This is a genomic window from Azospirillum sp. ST 5-10 (genome assembly GCF_051225715.1).
GTDB lineage: Bacteria > Pseudomonadota > Alphaproteobacteria > Azospirillales > Azospirillaceae > Azospirillum.
Genome location: NZ_JBPJSP010000004.1, coordinates 193,078 through 209,587, shown reverse-complemented (window position 1 = coordinate 209,587; position 16,510 = coordinate 193,078). Strand labels below are relative to the sequence as shown.

General features: G+C 74.7%; 12 protein-coding genes. 9 read left to right on the top strand and 3 right to left on the bottom strand.

What is annotated here, in order from left to right:
* Positions 1 to 134: 134 nt before the first annotated feature.
* From ACSBPG_RS06950 to ACSBPG_RS06940, 3 genes are all read left to right on the top strand, one after another.
* Complete coding sequence (locus tag ACSBPG_RS06950; protein ID WP_435536403.1) at positions 135 to 3,788, top strand: hydantoinase B/oxoprolinase family protein; 3,654 nt, start codon at positions 135 to 137, stop codon at positions 3,786 to 3,788.
* Between the two features lie 61 nt (positions 3,789 to 3,849).
* On the top strand, positions 3,850 to 4,080 hold the full coding sequence (locus ACSBPG_RS06945) for a hypothetical protein (RefSeq protein WP_435536402.1): 231 nt from the start codon (positions 3,850 to 3,852) through the stop codon (positions 4,078 to 4,080).
* Positions 4,081 to 4,219: 139 nt separating this feature from the next.
* Positions 4,220 to 5,617, top strand: a complete 1,398-nt coding sequence (locus ACSBPG_RS06940; RefSeq protein ID WP_435536401.1) for an FAD-binding oxidoreductase — start codon at positions 4,220 to 4,222, stop codon at positions 5,615 to 5,617.
* On the opposite strand, the gene ACSBPG_RS06935 is transcribed toward ACSBPG_RS06940, so the two are convergent.
* Positions 5,589 to 6,401 carry a helix-turn-helix transcriptional regulator gene (locus tag ACSBPG_RS06935; protein ID WP_435536400.1) on the bottom strand — a complete coding sequence of 271 codons (813 nt, stop codon included), beginning with the start codon at positions 6,399 to 6,401 and terminating at the stop codon, positions 5,589 to 5,591. The genes ACSBPG_RS06940 and ACSBPG_RS06935 overlap by 29 nt on opposite strands.
* Positions 6,402 to 6,520: 119 nt before the next feature.
* Here ACSBPG_RS06935 and ACSBPG_RS06930 point away from each other — a divergent pair, with 119 nt between their 5' ends.
* Positions 6,521 to 7,303, top strand: a complete 783-nt coding sequence (locus ACSBPG_RS06930) for a class I SAM-dependent methyltransferase (protein ID WP_435536399.1) — start codon at positions 6,521 to 6,523, stop codon at positions 7,301 to 7,303.
* 143 nt (positions 7,304 to 7,446) lie between these two features.
* Positions 7,447 to 10,506, top strand: coding sequence for an ATP-binding protein (locus tag ACSBPG_RS06925; RefSeq protein ID WP_435536398.1), 3,060 nt, complete (start codon positions 7,447 to 7,449; stop codon positions 10,504 to 10,506).
* 28 nt (positions 10,507 to 10,534) lie between these two features.
* Here ACSBPG_RS06925 and ACSBPG_RS06920 read toward each other — a convergent pair whose 3' ends face one another.
* On the bottom strand, positions 10,535 to 11,413 hold the full coding sequence (locus tag ACSBPG_RS06920) for an NAD(P)-dependent oxidoreductase (protein WP_435536397.1): 879 nt from the start codon (positions 11,411 to 11,413) through the stop codon (positions 10,535 to 10,537).
* Between the two features lie 244 nt (positions 11,414 to 11,657).
* On the opposite strand from ACSBPG_RS06920, the gene ACSBPG_RS06915 reads away from it, so the two are divergent.
* The 4 genes from ACSBPG_RS06915 (at position 11,658) to ACSBPG_RS06900 (ending at position 16,155) form a co-directional block, all read left to right on the top strand.
* Positions 11,658 to 11,888 carry an SMc00767 family acetate metabolism repressor gene (locus ACSBPG_RS06915; protein ID WP_435536396.1) on the top strand — a complete coding sequence of 77 codons (231 nt, stop codon included), beginning with the start codon at positions 11,658 to 11,660 and terminating at the stop codon, positions 11,886 to 11,888.
* Between the two features lie 223 nt (positions 11,889 to 12,111).
* The gene (locus tag ACSBPG_RS06910; protein WP_435536395.1) at positions 12,112 to 12,654 is read left to right on the top strand and encodes a cytochrome c3 family protein; all 543 of its coding nucleotides are present in this window, start codon (positions 12,112 to 12,114) and stop codon (positions 12,652 to 12,654) included.
* Between the two features lies 1 nt (position 12,655).
* A complete protein-coding gene (locus ACSBPG_RS06905) occupies positions 12,656 to 15,511 on the top strand; it encodes a 4Fe-4S dicluster domain-containing protein (RefSeq protein WP_435536394.1) in 2,856 nt (951 codons plus the stop codon).
* On the top strand, positions 15,511 to 16,155 hold the full coding sequence (locus tag ACSBPG_RS06900) for a c-type cytochrome (RefSeq protein ID WP_435536393.1): 645 nt from the start codon (positions 15,511 to 15,513) through the stop codon (positions 16,153 to 16,155). The genes ACSBPG_RS06905 and ACSBPG_RS06900 overlap by 1 nt, the downstream gene beginning before the upstream one ends.
* Here the strand turns inward: ACSBPG_RS06900 and ACSBPG_RS06895 are convergent.
* Entirely contained in the window at positions 16,124 to 16,504 is a 381-nt protein-coding gene (locus ACSBPG_RS06895) for a cereblon family protein (RefSeq protein WP_435536392.1), read from the bottom strand. The two genes, ACSBPG_RS06900 and ACSBPG_RS06895, sit on opposite strands and share 32 nt — an antisense overlap.
* Positions 16,505 to 16,510: the final 6 nt, after the last annotated feature.

Sequence of the window (16,510 nt, the reverse complement as noted above, 5' to 3'; positions counted from 1 at the left end):
GAGCGAGATCGCTTTTGGCCGATCCGGCCAAAAGCGTGAATCTTGCTCCAAACATTCGAATTTGGAGCGGGATTCACACTCCAGGTGATTCCACCTGGAGTGATCCCGCTCCAGGGACATGAGCGGAGCGGGGCATGGTCACCCAGGAGGACACCGGAGGCCAGGGCGGCGGTCAGGGCGCGGGCCAGGGGCGCTGGCAGTTCTGGATCGACCGCGGCGGCACCTTCACCGACGTCGTCGCGCGCCGGCCCGACGGCGCCGTGGTGACCCACAAGCTGCTGTCGGAGAACCCGGAGCGCTACCGCGACGCCGCCATCCAGGGCATCCGCGAGCTGCTCGGCCTCGCCCCCGGCGAGCCGATCCCGGCCGCGCGGGTCGAGGCGGTCAAGATGGGCACGACGGTCGCCACCAACGCGCTGCTCGAGCGCAAGGGCGACCGCACGCTGCTGCTGATCACCGAGGGCTTCGCCGACCAGCTGCGAATCGGCTACCAGGCGCGGCCGAGGATCTTCGCCCGCCACATCGTCCTGCCCGAGCTGCTGTACGAACGGGTCGTCGAGGTGCCGGAGCGCCTGCGCGCCGACGGAACCGTGCTGAAGGCGCTCGACCTGCACGGCGTGCGCGCCGCCCTGGAGGAGGCGCACCGCGACGGCTTCCGCGCCTGCGCGGTGGTGCTGATGCACGGCTACCGCTTCCCCGACCATGAGCGGCAGGTGGCGGCGCTCGCCCGCTCCATCGGCTTCACCCAGGTGTCGCCGAGCCATGAGGCGAGCCCGCTGATGAAGATCGTCGGGCGCGGCGACACCGCGGTGGTCGACGCCTATCTCTCGCCGATCCTGCGCCGCTACGTCGACCAGGTGGCGTCGGAGCTGAACGGCGTGCGGCTGATGTTCATGCAGTCCAACGGCGGCCTCACCGACGCCCGCCTGTTCCAGGGCAGGGACGCCATCCTCTCCGGCCCCGCCGGCGGCGTCGTCGGCGCCGTCCGCACCGCCGCCATGGCCGGGTTCGACCGGGTCATCGGCTTCGACATGGGCGGCACCTCCACCGACGTCTCCCACTGTGCCGGGGAGTACGAGCGCACCTTCGAGACCGTCGTCGCCGGCGTGCGCATGCGCGCGCCGATGATGAACATCCACACCGTGGCGGCTGGCGGCGGCTCCATCTGCAGCTTCGACGGCACCCGCTTCCGGGTCGGGCCGGAGAGCGCCGGCGCCAACCCCGGCCCCGCCTGCTACCGCCGCGGCGGCCCGCTCACGGTGACCGACTGCAACGTCATGGTGGGCAAGCTCAACCCCGGCTTCTTCCCGCACGTCTTCGGTCCCGACGCCGACCAGCCGCTCGACGCCGCGGTGGTGCGCGAGCGGTTCGCGACGCTCGCCGCGGAGGTGAACGCCGCCACCGGCAAGGACCTGACCCCGCAGGCGGTGGCCGAGGGGTTCCTCACCATCGCCGTCGACAACATGGCGAACGCCATCAAGAAGATCTCGGTGCAGCGCGGCTACGACGTGACGCGCTACACGCTGAACTGCTTCGGCGGCGCCGGCGGCCAGCACGCCTGCCTGGTGGCGGACGCGCTGGGCATGCGCACGGTGTTCGTGCATCCCCACGCCGGCGTGCTCTCGGCCTACGGCATCGGCCTCGCCGACACGGTGGCGATCCGCGAGAAGGCGGTGGAGGCGCGCCTCACCGACGAGCTGATGCCGGCGCTGGCCGCGGCGCTCGACCGCCTGGCCGGCGAGGGGCGGGCGGACCTGCTGCGCCAGGGCGTGGAGGAGGGCCGCATCGCCGTGCTGCGCAAGGCGCACCTCAAGGTGGAGGGCTCCGACACGCCGCTGGTCGTCGACTTCGGCGACCGCGCCGCCATGCTGGAGGCGTTCGCGGCGGCGCACCGCCAGCGCTACGGCTTCATGATGGCGGGCAAGGCGCTGGTGGTGGAGGCGGTGTCGGTCGAGGCGGTGGGCCGCACCGAGGCGGCCGACGACCCCGACAGCCCGCACCCCTCCACCGGCGCCCTGCCGCGCCGGCTGGCGACGCTGTCGCTGTGGTCGGGCGGCAAGGTCCACGACGCCCCGGTCTACGACCGCGACGCGCTGGTGCCGGGGAACCGGGTGGTCGGTCCCGCGGTGCTCAAGGAGCGCATCGCCACCACCGTGGTCGAGCCCGGCTGGATGGCCGAGGTCACCCGCAAGAACCATCTGGTGCTGACCCGCATCGAGGCGCTGCCCGGCCGCGTCGCCATCGGCACCCGGGCCGATCCGGTGATGCTGGAGGTCTTCAACAACCTGTTCATGTCGATCGCCGAGCAGATGGGCTTCACCCTGGAGAAGACCGCCTACTCCGTGAACATCAAGGAGCGGCTGGACTTCTCCTGCGCCCTGTTCGACGCCGGCGGCGGGCTGATCGCCAACGCTCCCCACATGCCGGTCCATCTCGGCTCCATGGGCGAGAGCGTGCGCGCCGTCCTGGCGGGGCGCGCCGGCGCCATGAGGCCGGGCGACGTCTACATGCTGAACGACCCCTACCACGGCGGCACCCATCTGCCGGACATCACCGTGGTGACGCCGGTCTTCGACGATGCCGGCGGCGCGGTGCTGTTCTACGTCGCCAGCCGCGGCCACCACGCCGACGTCGGCGGCATCACCCCCGGCTCGATGCCGCCCGGCAGCCGCACCATCGACGACGAGGGCGTGCTGATCGACAACTTCCTGCTGGTGGAGGGCGGCGCCTTCCGCGAGGAGGCGACGGTCGCCCTGTTCGCCTCCGGGCCGCATCCGGCGCGCAACGTCCAGCAGAACCTGGGCGACCTCAAGGCGCAGATCGCCGCCAACGAGAAGGGCGTGCAGGAGCTGCGGCGCATGGTCGCCCAGTTCGGGCTGGACACCGTCCGGGCCTACATGGGCCACGTGCAGGACAACGCCGAGGAGCAGGTGCGCCGGGTCATCGACGTGCTGAAGGACGGCACCTTCGAGCAGGAGCTGGACAACGGCGCGGTGATCCGCGTGGCGATCGCCATCGACCGCGAGACCCGCTCCGCCACCATCGACTTCGCCGGCACCAGCCCGCAGCTCGACAGCAACTTCAACGCGCCGTCGGCGGTGTGCCGGGCCGCCGTGCTCTACGTCTTCCGCACCCTGGTGGACGACGACATCCCGATGAACGAGGGCTGCCTCAAGCCCCTCGACATTCGCATCCCCGAAGGCTCGATGCTGGCGCCGCGCTACCCCGCCGCGGTGGTCGCCGGCAACGTCGAGACCAGCCAGTGCGTCACCGACGCCCTCTACGGCGCGCTCGGCGTGCTGGCGGCGGCGCAGGGGACGATGAACAACCTGACCTTCGGCAACGCGCGCTACCAGTACTACGAGACGATCTGCGGCGGCGCCGGGGCCGGACCGGGCTTCCCCGGCACCGACGCGGTGCACACCCACATGACCAACTCCCGCCTCACCGACCCGGAGGTGCTGGAATGGCGCTTCCCGGTGCTGGTGGAGGCCTTCCGCATCCGCCGCGGCTCGGGCGGGACGGGGCGCTGGCGGGGCGGCGACGGCGTGGTGCGGCGCCTGCGCTTCCTGGAGCCGATGACCGCCGCCATCCTCGCCAACCACCGCCGGGTGCCGCCCTTCGGCGCCGCCGGCGGCGGTGCGGCGGCGGTCGGCCGCACCTGGGTGCGGCGCACCGACGGATGGGTCGAGGAGCTGGGCTCCACCGACCGCACCGCCATGGCAGCCGGCGACGTCCTGGTGGTGGAGACGCCGGGCGGCGGCGGGTACGGGGCGGCGGAGGGGTGACCATCGCCCACGATCGCCCGCGATGGCGCACCGGCCACCGTTTGTGTGCTATCGTGCGAGCATGAAGGCGATCATCGAACGCATCGATCCGGACAAGGTGTCGGAGGAACTGGCCCGGCGCGGCTTCCACAGCGGCCAGGCCGTGCGGGTGACGGTGGAGACGGTGGACGACACCCCCCTCGAGGTCGGCGATCTGCTGCACGCCGTCCGGCGCCTGGGCGGCGAGACCGAGCGCCTGAGCGACGACACGCTCGACGAGATCCTGCGCGACGTCGACGGCGGCGGGAGCTGACGGCGCTCGCAACCCAGCCCCGGGGAACACCCGGCTTGCCAGGGAGGCGGGCAGGCGCTTAGCTTGGCGCGCTCACACCACCGCGCACCAAGAGCGGCGCGCCCAGCCGCCCGCCGCGCGCCGACCAGGAGGGAATGCCATGTCCGTCGTCACCGCCCCCACGCGCGCGCCCGGCGAGGCGGCGCTGGCCGAACTGCGCGCCCTGCTGGGCGAGCGCCTGAGCACGTCGGGCGCGGTGCGCGAGCACCATGGCAAGGACGAGTCCTACCACCCCGTCTGCCCGCCCGACGCCGTCGCCTTCGCCCGCTCGACCGAGGAGGTGAGCGCCATCGTCAAGGTCTGCGCCCGCCACAAGGTGCCGGTCATCCCCTTCGGCACCGGCACCTCGCTGGAGGGCGGGGTGGCGGCGCTGCAGGGCGGCGTCAGCATCGACGTGTCCGGCATGAACGCCATCCTGCGGGTGTCGCCCGAGGACCTCGACGTCACCGTGCAGGCCGGCGTGACCCGCAAGCGGCTCAACGAGCACCTGCGCGACACCGGCCTGTTCTTCCCCATCGACCCCGGGGCCGACGCCTCGCTGGGCGGCATGGCGGCGACCCGGGCGAGCGGCACCAACGCGGTGCGCTACGGCACCATGCGCGAGAACGTGCTGGGCCTCACCGTGGTGCTGGCCGACGGGCGGGTCATCAGGACCGGCGGGCGGGCCCGCAAGTCGGCCGCCGGCTACGACCTGACCCGTCTGTTCGTCGGCTCGGAAGGGACGCTCGGCATCATCACCGAGGTCACCCTGCGCCTCTACGGCATCCCCGAGGCGATGTCGGCGGCGGTCTGCCCCTTCAAGGACTTCAAGGGGGCGGTCGACACGGTGATCCAAACCATCCAGTCCGGCATCCCGGTGGCCCGGGTGGAGTTCCTGGACGAGGTCCAGATGGACGCCATCAACCGCTATTCGAAGATGAACATGGCGGTGGCGCCGACCCTGTTCTTCGAGTTCCACGGCACCGAGCGCGGCGTCCAGGAGCAGGCGGAGATGGTGGCCGCACTCGCCCGGGAGAACGGCGGCACCGAGTTCGAGTGGGCGACCCGGCCGGAGGACCGCTCCAAGCTGTGGACGGCCCGCCACGACGCCTACTACGCCGCCATCGCCCTGCGGCCCGGCGCCAAGGGCTGGCCGACCGACGTCTGCGTGCCGATCTCCCGCCTCGCCGAGGCGATCCTGGAGACCCAGGCGGACATCGCCGCGTCCAATGTGCTGACGCCCATCGTCGGCCATGTCGGCGACGGCAACTTCCACCTGCTGTTCATCATCGACCCCGACAAGCCGGAGGAGCTTGAGGAGGCCAAGCGCCTCAACGACCGGCTGGTCGAGCGGGCGCTGCGCCTGGGCGGCACCTGCACCGGCGAGCACGGCGTCGGCTACGGCAAGATGGACTTCCTGGAGCAGGAGGCGGGCGACGCCGTGCTCACCATGGCCGCCATCAAGAGGGCGCTGGACCCGGACAACATCTTCAATCCGGGGAAGGTGATCCGGGTGTGACCGGACCCAGCAGCATCGCCATGGTGTGCCCGCCGTGCCCGACGGGCAGCAGCGTGACCTGCTCGTAGACGAGCGGGCCGTCGGCCGGGTGGCGGAAGGCGCGGCGGCCGCCCTCGCGGTCGAGCACGCCGTGGTCGTTCCAGAAGCGGGTGAAGGCGTCGCTGGCCTCGCCCAGGCCGTTCACCAGGTCCCGCACCGCGGCGTCCTCGGTGCGGCGCGCGGTGGCGGCGCGGAACTCGGCGACCAGCCGGCGGGCGCGGTCGGGCCAGTCGCAGATGAAGTCCCGGGCGCCGGGGTCGAGGAACACGTAGCGCAGCAGGTTGCGCTCCGGGCCGCCGAGCCAGCCGGAGAACAGCCGCTCCGCCGGGGCGTTCCAGGCGCAGGCGTGCCACAGTCCGTCGAGGAGATAGGCCGGAGCGGTGACCGCCCGCAGCGCCGCCTCCAGGGCCGGCGGCGGCGCCCCGGCACCCTCGCCCGGCCGGCCGTCGGGGTCGCGCTTGCGGGCCAGCTCGAACAGGTAGGCGCGCTCCGCCGGCGACAGCCGCAGCGCCACCGCCACCCGCGCCAGCGCCTCGGGCGACATCGAGACCTCGCGCCCCTGCTCGAGCCAGGTGTACCAGGTGGCGCTCAGGCCGCACAGGAACGCCACCTCCTCGCGGCGCAGGCCGGGCGTGCGGCGGCGCACGGAGCCGCCGCTCAGGCCGGCGTCGGCGGGGGAGAGGCGCTCGCGGTGGGAGCGCAGGAAGGCGCCGAGGAGGCGCCGCTGCTCGGGGCCGGGAAGCATGGTGGCAGAGTTTATACCAGGATAAGTGCCTGCCTTGTACCGGGTTGGGCGCCGTCCGATGGTGACGCTCCGCCGGCCGGCGCGACACCGGCCGGCGCGACCCACAGAAGGAGGATGTCATGAGCGAATCCCACCATCGTTACGTCGCCGACCGCTACGGATCGCGGGCCGGCGCCTACGTCGCCAGTGCGGTGCACGCCGCCGGCGAGGATCTCGACCGCATCGAGGACGTCGTCCGCGGCGCGTCCACGGCGCGGGTGCTCGACCTCGGCTGCGGCGGCGGCCACGTCAGCTACCGGGTGGCGCCGCACGTCGCCGAGGTGGTGGCGGTCGACGTCACCGCGGCGATGCTGGACGCGGTGCGGGCGACGGCGGCCGAACGGGGCCTGGGCAACGTCCAGGTCCGCCAGGGGGCGGCCGAGTCCCTGCCGTTCGAGGCGGGCCGCTTCGACGTCGTGGTGAGCCGCTACAGCGCCCATCACTGGCGCGACGTCGACGCCGGCCTGCGCGAGACGCGGCGCGTCCTGGCGCCGGGCGGCCGGGCCGTCCTCGTCGACGTCGTGGCGCCGGACGCGCCTCTGCTCGACACCCATTTCCAGGCGATCGAACTGCTGCGCGATCCGTCGCACGTCCGCAACTACAGCCCGGCCGAGTGGATGGGCGCGCTGGCCCGCGCCGGCTTCACCGTCACCGCCGTCGCCCGCCGGCGGTTGCGGATGGAGTTCGCCTCGTGGGTCGCCCGCACCGCCACGCCCGAGGTGCACGCCGCCGCCATCCGTTCCCTCCAGGACGGGGCGCCGGCCGAGGTGCGCCGCCACTTCGCGATCGAGGACGACGGCAGCTTCCTGCTCGACGCGGTGACGTGGGAGGCCGAGGCCAGCGGAGGCGGCGAAGAAGCCTGAGGCACGGCGGCGGCGAGTGTGGTAGTGATCGGGAAGACGATTGCATCCCACTCTCCGCCGGCTCGGTGTGGTGGACCAGCGACGGGAAGGGACGGCGTACCGCGTTCTGTTGCGCAGCGGCGGCGACTACGTGCAATTGCAGTGTGTTCTTCCCGCGTTGGGAGGCGGCCATTTCACCGTTCCGCAGCATTGCAGCCCGGTTCGCCCTCGCCGCGGTGACCGTCACCGTGATCGTCGGCGTGATGGGCTTCATCTTCGTGACGGCGGCCAACCGGCTGACCGACGTGTCGGCCTCGATCCATGTCCGGGAACTGCCGCTGCTCAACGCGGCGCACCGCGTCGTCGTGGCGGCGCGCGACGTCTCGCAGGTGGCGTCGGCGATCGCCCGGGCGCGGACGCCGTCGGAGCTGCGCACCGCCGCCGAGCGCCTGGACGATTCGAGCCGCGCCCTCGTCGAGCGGCTCGACGCGCTCGCCGCCCTTCCCGACAGCCACTGGCAGGCGGCGGACCTGCGCCGCGAGCACCGCACGCTGGTCGAGGCCGCGGAGGCCCTGGTCCGCCTGACCGGGCTGCGCCTGGAGCGGGAGACGCAACTCGCGCGCTCGCTGGCCGAGCTGCGCCGCCGCCGGGAGGCGCCGGACGGGAGCGCCGCCGCCCAGGCGGTGATCGCGGCCGCGGCGCTCGGCGCCACCGCACCCAGCGCGCTCGCCGTTGCCCAGGCCCGGACGGCCGTCACCGGCCTGCTGCCGGACCTGCCGGCGGCGACCCGGGACTGGGCGGACTCGCTGGTGCTCGGCGCCGAGGGGTTGCTGGCGCTGCGCACCGCCGTCCTCGATCTCGACGCGCGCACCGACAACCTCGTGCGCCGGCTGGCGGAGGGCGGCGTGCGCTTCGACTCCCTGGCCGCCGCGCTCGCCGTCGACGCCGAACGGGCGGCCGACCGCCACCGGGCCAGCACCGAGGCCGAGGCCGGCCGGATGCGGGTGGTGTTCGCGACGGCGCTGGGCATCGCCGTCGGCGCGGTGCTGCTCCTCTCCCTGCTGATGCAGCGCGACGTCGTGCGGCCGCTGCAGCGGCTGCGCCGGCAGATGCAGGCCGGCCTCGCCGGCGGACCGGTGACGCTGGACACCGCCGGCCCGGTCGAGCTGACCGACATGGCGGCGGCGGCCCGCGACTACATCGGGATGATCGAACAGCGGACGGCGGACCTCGACCGCAGCCAGCGCCGGCTGGCCGAGCAGACGGCCGCCCTGGAGACGGTCAACGCGATCTCCGCCGACGCCATGGTCGGGGCCGGCACCGACGGCGTCATCCGCTGGGCCAACCGGGCGGCGGCCGACCTCGTGGGGCATCCCGAGGGCTCGCTGCCGGGGCGGCCGCTGCGCGACCTGCTGCCGGCCTGGGTGGTCGACCGCCACGGCGGGCTGGCGGAGGCTTTCCTCGCCGGGCCGGACGCCTCGCTGTCGCTCACCGACTGGCGCAGCCTGGCGGTGCGCCACCGCGACGGCCGCGACATACCGGTGATGGCGACGGTGTCGGTGACCACCGTCGGCGGCGACCGCCAGGTCACGGTGACCGCCCGCGACATGACCGAGACGCGGCGCATCGAGGCCGACCTCGAAAACGCCCGCCGCGCCGCCGAGCAGGCCAACGCCGCCAAGTCGGTCTTCCTCGCCAACATGAGCCACGAGCTGCGCACGCCGCTGACCGGGGTCATCGGCATGGCCGACCTGATCGCCGACACCGCGCTCGACGCCCAGCAGCGGGACTGCATCGACACGCTGCGCACGTCGGCCCGGACCTTGCTCGCGGTGCTCAACGACCTGCTGGACCTGTCGAAGATCGATGCCGGCCGCCTCGACCTGGAGACGGTGGACCTCGACCTCGCCGACGTCGTCCGCTCCGTGGCCCGCCTCTTCCGGCCGATGGCCGAGGGGCGCGGGGTCGCCCTGAGCCTCGACCTGCCGGCCGGCGACGCGGCGGGGACCGTGGTGAAGGGCGATCCCACCCGCCTGCAGCAGGTCCTGTTCAACCTGGTGAGCAACGCCGTCAAGTTCACCGAGGCCGGCGAGGTCCGCCTGGAGCTGGAGGTGACGCCGGGCGCCGGCGCCGGTCCGTCGGTCCGGCTCGCCGTGGCGGACACCGGGATCGGCATGACCGACGAGCAGATCGCCCGCCTGTTCGTTCCCTTCGCCCAAGGCGATTCCTCCATGACCCGGCGCTACGGCGGCACCGGGCTGGGGCTGTCGATCGCGCACCGGCTGGTCGCGCTGATGGGCGGGCGCATCGAGGTGGAGAGCCGTCTCGGCCAGGGCTCGCGGTTCACGGTGCGGCTGAGCCTGCCGGCGGGCGATGCCGCCGGCATCGATCGCGCCCGCGCCGGATGGAGCGCCGGGGGGGCGGGGCGCCGGCTGCGCGTCCTCGTCGCCGACGACAACGAGGTCAACCGCAGCGTCCTGCGCCAGTATCTCGAGCGTCACGGCCACACGGTCCTGCAGTGCGCCGACGGACGGGAGGCGGTGGAACGCCTGCGCACCGCCGCGGAGCCGCCCGATCTCGTGCTGATGGACGTGCACATGCCGGAAATGGACGGCCCCACCGCCACCCGCGCCATCCGCGCCCTCCCCGGAGCGGCGGGCCGGCTGCCGGTGATCGCCCTGACCGCCGACGCGCTGCCGGCCCACGCCGCCGCCTTTCGCGAGGCCGGCATGGACGACGTCCTCGTCAAGCCGGTGGACTGGGGCCGGCTGCAGGCGGTGCTGGACGCCTGCGCCGCCGGCGCGCCGCCGCCCTCCGCGGCCGCTCCGCAGCCGCCACCGCCACCGGCACCGCCACCGCCGGCGGCGCCGCTGCTCGACGCCGCGCGGCTGGGAGAGCTGGAGGAGATCATGGGGGGCGCCGCGCTCGACGACCTGGTGCGGCGCTTCGTGCGCGAGTGCGACGTCCAGCTGGCCTCCCTGCGCACGGCCCTGGCGGCGGCCGACGGCGAGCGGGCGCGCACCTGCGCGCACACGCTGAAGGGCTTCGCCCTCAACATGGGCGCCGTGCGGCTGGGGCAGACGGCGGCGGCCGTCGAGGCGGCGTTGCGCGGCGGCGACGGGCACGTCGCCCTGGACCGGCTGGAGGCGACCGCGGCGGAGACCGGCGCGGCGTTCGAGGCCCGCGGCGCCGCGCCGGCCGCCGCCGGGACGATGGCGGTGTGACGGAGGCCCGCCGCGGCGCCCGCCCGGTTCAGCGCGGCAGGCGGCGGATCAGGCTCGACGTGTCCCAGCGGCCGCCGCCCATGGCCTGCACGTCCGCGTAGAACTGGTCGATGAGGGCGGTGACGGGCAGGGCGGCGCCGTTGCCGCGCGCCTCCGCCAGGCAGATCGCCAGGTCCTTGCGCATCCAGTCCACCGCGAATCCATAGTCGAAATGGTCGGCCAGCATGGTGGAGGCGCGGTTGTCCATCTGCCAGGACTGGGCCGCCCCCTTGGCGATGACCTCCACCGCCCGGGCGGCGTCGAGGCCGGCGCGCTGGGCGAAGGCGAGCGCCTCCGACAGCCCCTGGACGATCCCGGCGACGCAGATCTGGTTGACCATCTTGGTGAGCTGCCCGGCCCCCGTCGGCCCCATCAGCGTCACCGCGCGGCCGTAGGCCTCCATGACCGGCTTGGCCCGCGCGAAGGGCTCCTCGTCGCCGCCGACCATGACGGTGAGCACGCCCTTCTCCGCGCCCGCCTGGCCGCCGGAGACCGGCGCGTCGAGGACGTGGACGCCGCGCTCCCGGCCGGCCGCCGCGATCTCGCGGGCCACCGTGGCCGAGGCTGTGGTGTGGTCCGCCAGGATGGCGCCGGCCGCCATGGCCGGCAGGGCGGCCCCGGCGACCGCCCGCACGTCGTCGTCGTTGCCGACGCACATGAAGACCATGTCCGCCCCGGCGGCGGCCTCGGCGGCGCTGGCCGCGGCGCGGCCGGGATGCCGGGCGGCCCACGCCTCGGCCTTGGCGGCGGTGCGGTTCCACACGGTCACGGCGTGGCCGCGGGCGGCGAGGTGGCCGGCCATGGGAAAGCCCATGACGCCGAGTCCCAGGAAGGCGACGGTGTGCGTGGCGGCGGCGGGTTCGGTCATGGCGGGTCTTCCCTGTGGCGGCGGTATCGCGGCACCCAGGGTACGGCGGCCCGGCCGGGCGATCAAATGCCCGGAGGTGGCGCAGGAGGACGCGGGCCGGGGTTGGGGGCTTGTCCCCGACACCGGTTGTGCTAAAGACTGAGTGCGTGCCGCACTGCGGCGCGGCAACAATGGATCGCGCCGGGGCCCGGGCACCGGCATCCGCCGCCAAACGACGCCGAGAGCTAGGGAAGGATACTAAAGAATGAGCAATAAGAAGGGCTTCCAGGACGCGCCGCCGGACGAGGGGTCGACCATGAGCGCGGAGCAGGAGAGCGCCATCCGCATGATGGCCAACAACCTGCACCGGCTGAACGAGGCGGTCGTGAAGTGTGTGGAGGCCGGCATCACCGTCGAGCTGATGCGCACCGCCCGCTACCACAACGAGGCGGGCAACTGGGGCGACCAGCTCACCCCCGTGATTCGCACGAAGTGACCGGCGTGCGCCGGTCCCGCTCCACATTCTAACGTTTTGAGCAAGATCGCTTTTGGCCGGATCGGCCAAAAGCGATCTTGCTCTGGGCGCCCGTACGCCCGCAGCGGCCCGCCGGCCCGTACCGGCGGGCCGTTTGCGTTTCCGCCCGCCGGGGAACCCCGGCCGTCCCGCCGCGTTGCACCTTCGCGAGACGCGCGACGTCGGACGGGGAGGCGACCCAGGCATGGCACAAGTGTTCTCGCGCCGCGCCGACGTCGTCGCCCGTGTGGCGATCGGCGTCCTGGTGCTGGCCGTCGTCGTCGTGGCACTGCGCCTCGTCGGCGTCATCCCGCCGGGCATCGCCGCCGGCACGCCGGCCGCCCCACCGCAGCCGCGCCCCTTCAGCCATTTCCACCACGTCGGCGAGATCGGCATCGCCTGCGCCTACTGCCACACCACGGCCGAGCGCGGGCCAATGGCGGGCTTCCCCTCGGTGGAGACCTGCGCGGGCTGCCATCTCGCCACCGGCACCCGGCCCGACCTGCCGCCGCCGCTCTCCTGGAACCGCGTGGCCGCCCTGCCGGACCACGCCTTCTTCGACCACCGGGCCCACGTGACCGAGGGCGTGGCGTGCGCCACCTGCCACGGCGACGTGGCGGCGATGCACCGCACCCGTCAGGCGGTGCCGCTGACCATGGACTTCTGCCTCGACTGCCACCGGCGCGAGGCGGCGAGCCGCGGCCGGCCCGCCCTCGAACTCACCAACTGCAACCTGTGCCACCGCTGACATGACCCGCACCCCACCCCCGCCCCCCTGGCGCAGCCTCGAGGAGCACGCCGGATCGCCGGACCGGCCGGCGCCGCTGCTGCCGGAGACCGGCCGGCGCGACCTGCTGCGGGTCATGGCGGCGTCCCTGGCGCTGGCCGGCACCGCCGGCTGCGACGGCGGCACGCCGGAGCAGGCGATCCCCTACGTCCACCCGCCAGAGGAGCAGGTGCCCGGGGAGCCGCGCTTCTACGCCACGGCGGTGACGCTCGCCGGCTTCGCCCAGCCGGTGGTGGCGGAGACCCACATGGGCCGGCCGACCCGGCTGGACGGCAACCCGCGCCATCCCCTGGTGGAGGGGCGGATCGACGTGTTCGCCCAGGCGGCCGTGCTCGGCCTCTACGACCCCGAACGGTCCCGCACCCCGTGGCGCGCCGGCGCTCCGGCGGACTGGGCCGCCTTCGACGCGGCCCTGCCGGACCTGCGGGCGTCCTGGGAGGCCGTCGGCGGGGAGGGCGTCCGGCTGCTGACGGGCGCGCTGACGTCGCCGACCCTGCTGCGCCAGGTGGCGGCGTTCCTGGAGGCGTTCCCGCGGGCGCGCTGGCACGCCCACGAGCCGGCGGGCCCCTACGGCCGTCAGGCGGCGGTGGGACTCGCCGCCGGCCGGCCGCTGGACCGCCGCCTGCGGCTGGAGCGTGCGGCGGCCGTGGTGGCGGTGGGGGACGACCCGCTCGGCCCGGGGCCGGCGCAGGTGGCCAACGCCCGCGGCTGGACCCGCCGGCGCGCCGCCGTCCGCGAGGGCGACGCCGCCGCCTTCCGGCTGCTGGTCGCCGAGGCGACCCCGACCCTCACCGGGGCGGTGGCGGATCGCCGCTGTGCCGCCGACGCCGGGCGGCTGTCCGTCCTGCTGGCGGCGCTCGCCCAGGAGCTCGGCATCGCCGGTGCGCCGGCCGGAGCGGTGGCGCTGTCGCTGGCCGAACGCGCCTGGGTGGCGGAGGCCGCAACGGCCTTGCGCGCCAACGCCGGCCGCGGGCTGCTCCTGGCCGGGCCGGGGCTGCCGGCCGAGGCGCAGGCGCTGGCCCTGGCGATCGACGCCGGCCTCGGCAACCTCGGCACGACGTCGGACCTGGTGGAGCCGGTCGCCCCGCCGCCACCGGACGGGGCGGACTCCCTGGCGGTGCTGGCGGCCGACATGGCCGCCGGGCGGGTCGGCACGCTGATCGTGCTCGACGCCAACCCGGCGTACGCGTCCCCCGGCGACCTCGGCTTCGCCGCGGCGCTGGCGAAGGTCGACGTGACGATCCACGCCGGGCTCCACCGGGACGAGACGGCCGAGCTGTGCGACTGGCACCTGCCGCTGGCGCACGAGCTGGAAAGCTGGGGCGACGCGCGGGCGGTGGACGGCACCGCGACGATCCTGCAGCCGATGCTGCGCCCGCTCTACGGCGGGCGGCCGCTGCCGGCGCTGCTGGCGGCGATCCTCGGCACGGCGGAGTCCGACGAGGCCGCCGTCCGTGCCACCTGGCGCGCGGCGTGGGGCGAGGCGTCCGGCGCGCGCTGGGAGGAGGCGCTGCGCCTCGGCCACGTTCCCGGCAGCGCGCCGCCGCCGGTGGCGGTCGAGCGCCTCGCCGTGCCGCCCCTGCCGCCGGGCGACGGCGAGGCCGGCCTCGACCTGCTGTTCCAGCCCGACCCGACGGTGTGGGACGGCCGGTTCGCCGCCAACGCCTGGCTGCAGGAGCTGCCGAAGCCGCTGACCAAGCTGTCGTGGGACACCGCCGTGCTGGTCGCTCCGGCGCTCGCCGAGCGGTTCGGGCTGGAGACGGGCAGCCGGGTCGCCGTGGCGGCCGGGGGTGCCACGGTCGAGGCGGCGGTCTGGGTGATGCCGGGGCAGGCGCCGCGGACGCTGACCCTGACCCTCGGGCACGGCCGCCGCGCCGGCGCCGGGGTGGGCATGGGGCTCGGCTACGACGCCTACGCGCTGCGCCGCGCCGCCTCTCCCTGGCGGCTCGGCGGGGCGGTCCTGCGGCGCCTGGAGGGCGGGGCCGAGCTGGTGTCCACCCAGACCCACAGCCGCATGGAGGGGCGCGACATCGTCCGGGTCGTGGCGCCGGACGCGCTGCGGGCGGAGCCCGCCGCCGCGGACGCCGAACCGCCCTCCCTCTATCCCGACCGGGATTACGGCTCGCCCGCCTGGGGCATGGTCATCGACCTCGACGCCTGCATCGGCTGCAACGCCTGCGTGATCGCCTGCCAGGCGGAGAACAACGTTCCCGTGGTCGGCCGCGGCGAGGTCGCGCGGGGGCGCGAGATGCACTGGCTGCGCATCGACCGCTACTACGCCGGCGACGCGGCGAACCCGCGCGTCCTGTTCCAGCCGGTGCCCTGCATGCATTGCGAGAAGGCGCCGTGCGAGATGGGCTGTCCGGTCAACGCCACGGTGCACGGGCCCGACGGGCTGAACCAGATGGTCTACAACCGCTGCATCGGCACCCGGACCTGCGCCGCCTACTGCCCCTACGAGGTGCGGCGGTTCAACTTCTTCGACTACGCCGGTCGCGAGTCGCCGGGCGTGCGGCCGCTGCGCAACCCCGACGTGACGGTGCGCGCCCGCGGCGTGATGGAGAAGTGCACCTATTGCGTCCAGCGCATCAACGCCGCCCGGCGCGACGGCCAGCCGCCCGGCGCGGTGCGCACCGCCTGCCAGAGCGCCTGCCCGACCGACGCCATCGTCTTCGGCGACCTCGCCGACGCCGACGGCGCCGTCGCCCGGACCCGCCGCAGCCCGCGCCACTACGTCCTGCTGGGCGAGCTCGGCACGCGGCCGCGCACCACCTATCTCGCCCGCGTCGCCGACCGGCCGGCGGGGGAGGGGGCGTGATGCGGGCGCTGCCGCTGGTCCTCGCGCTGGGCGTCCTGGCGGCCTGCGACGACATGGCCCAGCAGCCGCGCTACGACCCCTACGAGCGGGCGGCGCTGTTCCCCGACGGCAGCGTCGCGCAGCCGCCGGTTCCCGGCACCGTCCCCTTCGACCCGGCCGAGCCCGGCACGGCGCCGCCGCCCGTGACGGCGGCGCTGCTGGAGCGGGGTCAGCGCGGCTACGCCGCCTTCTGCGCCCCCTGCCATGGGCCGGCCGGCGACGGCGACGGCATGGCGGCCGGGCGCTACGTCCCGCATCCGCCGGGCTTCGACGACCCGCGGCTGCGCGCCCTGCCGGCGGACGCCATCGTGCGCGTCATCGAGACGGGCGTCGGCCGCATGGCCTCCCACGCCCATCAGGTGGAGCCCGGCGCCCGCTGGGCCGTCGCCTGGTACGTCAAGGCGCTGCAGCGGTTCGCGGCGGAGCCGCCGGCGCGGCCGGCGGAGCCGGTCGACGCGCCGGCACCTCCCGGCGGTGGCATGACGCCGCTGCTGCGCGAGCGTCTGGACCGGGAGGCGGCGGCCCGCACCCGCATCCCCTCGGCCGAGGCGCTGGCGGAGCTGGCGGCCGGCCTCAGCGCCAAGACACCGTCAGGGCCGCCCTGATCAGCGCGAAGAACAGGGGCGGTGGCCCTTCGCCGACGAAGCGCCAGCCCAGGTGGGCGCCGCAGGACCGGCACAGGGCGACGCTCCAGGCGTAGCCGGCGAACCACGAGAAGTCCGCGGTCGGCGCCCCCACCGCGCCGGCGCCGGGGGCTTCGCCGAAACAGAGGATGCGGAAGACGATGCCGGCCGGGTTGAAGACCGTCCGTTGGTGGTCGCCGCCGACGGCGATCTCCCAGCGCCCCCGCGTCACCTCCGCCCCGCAGCGGGCACAGCGGTAGATCCGTTCCGCTTCGGCGGCGGCGGCATCGCTGCGCGTCTCGGCGTCGCTGCGCGGGGCGTCTCGGGGCATGGGCGG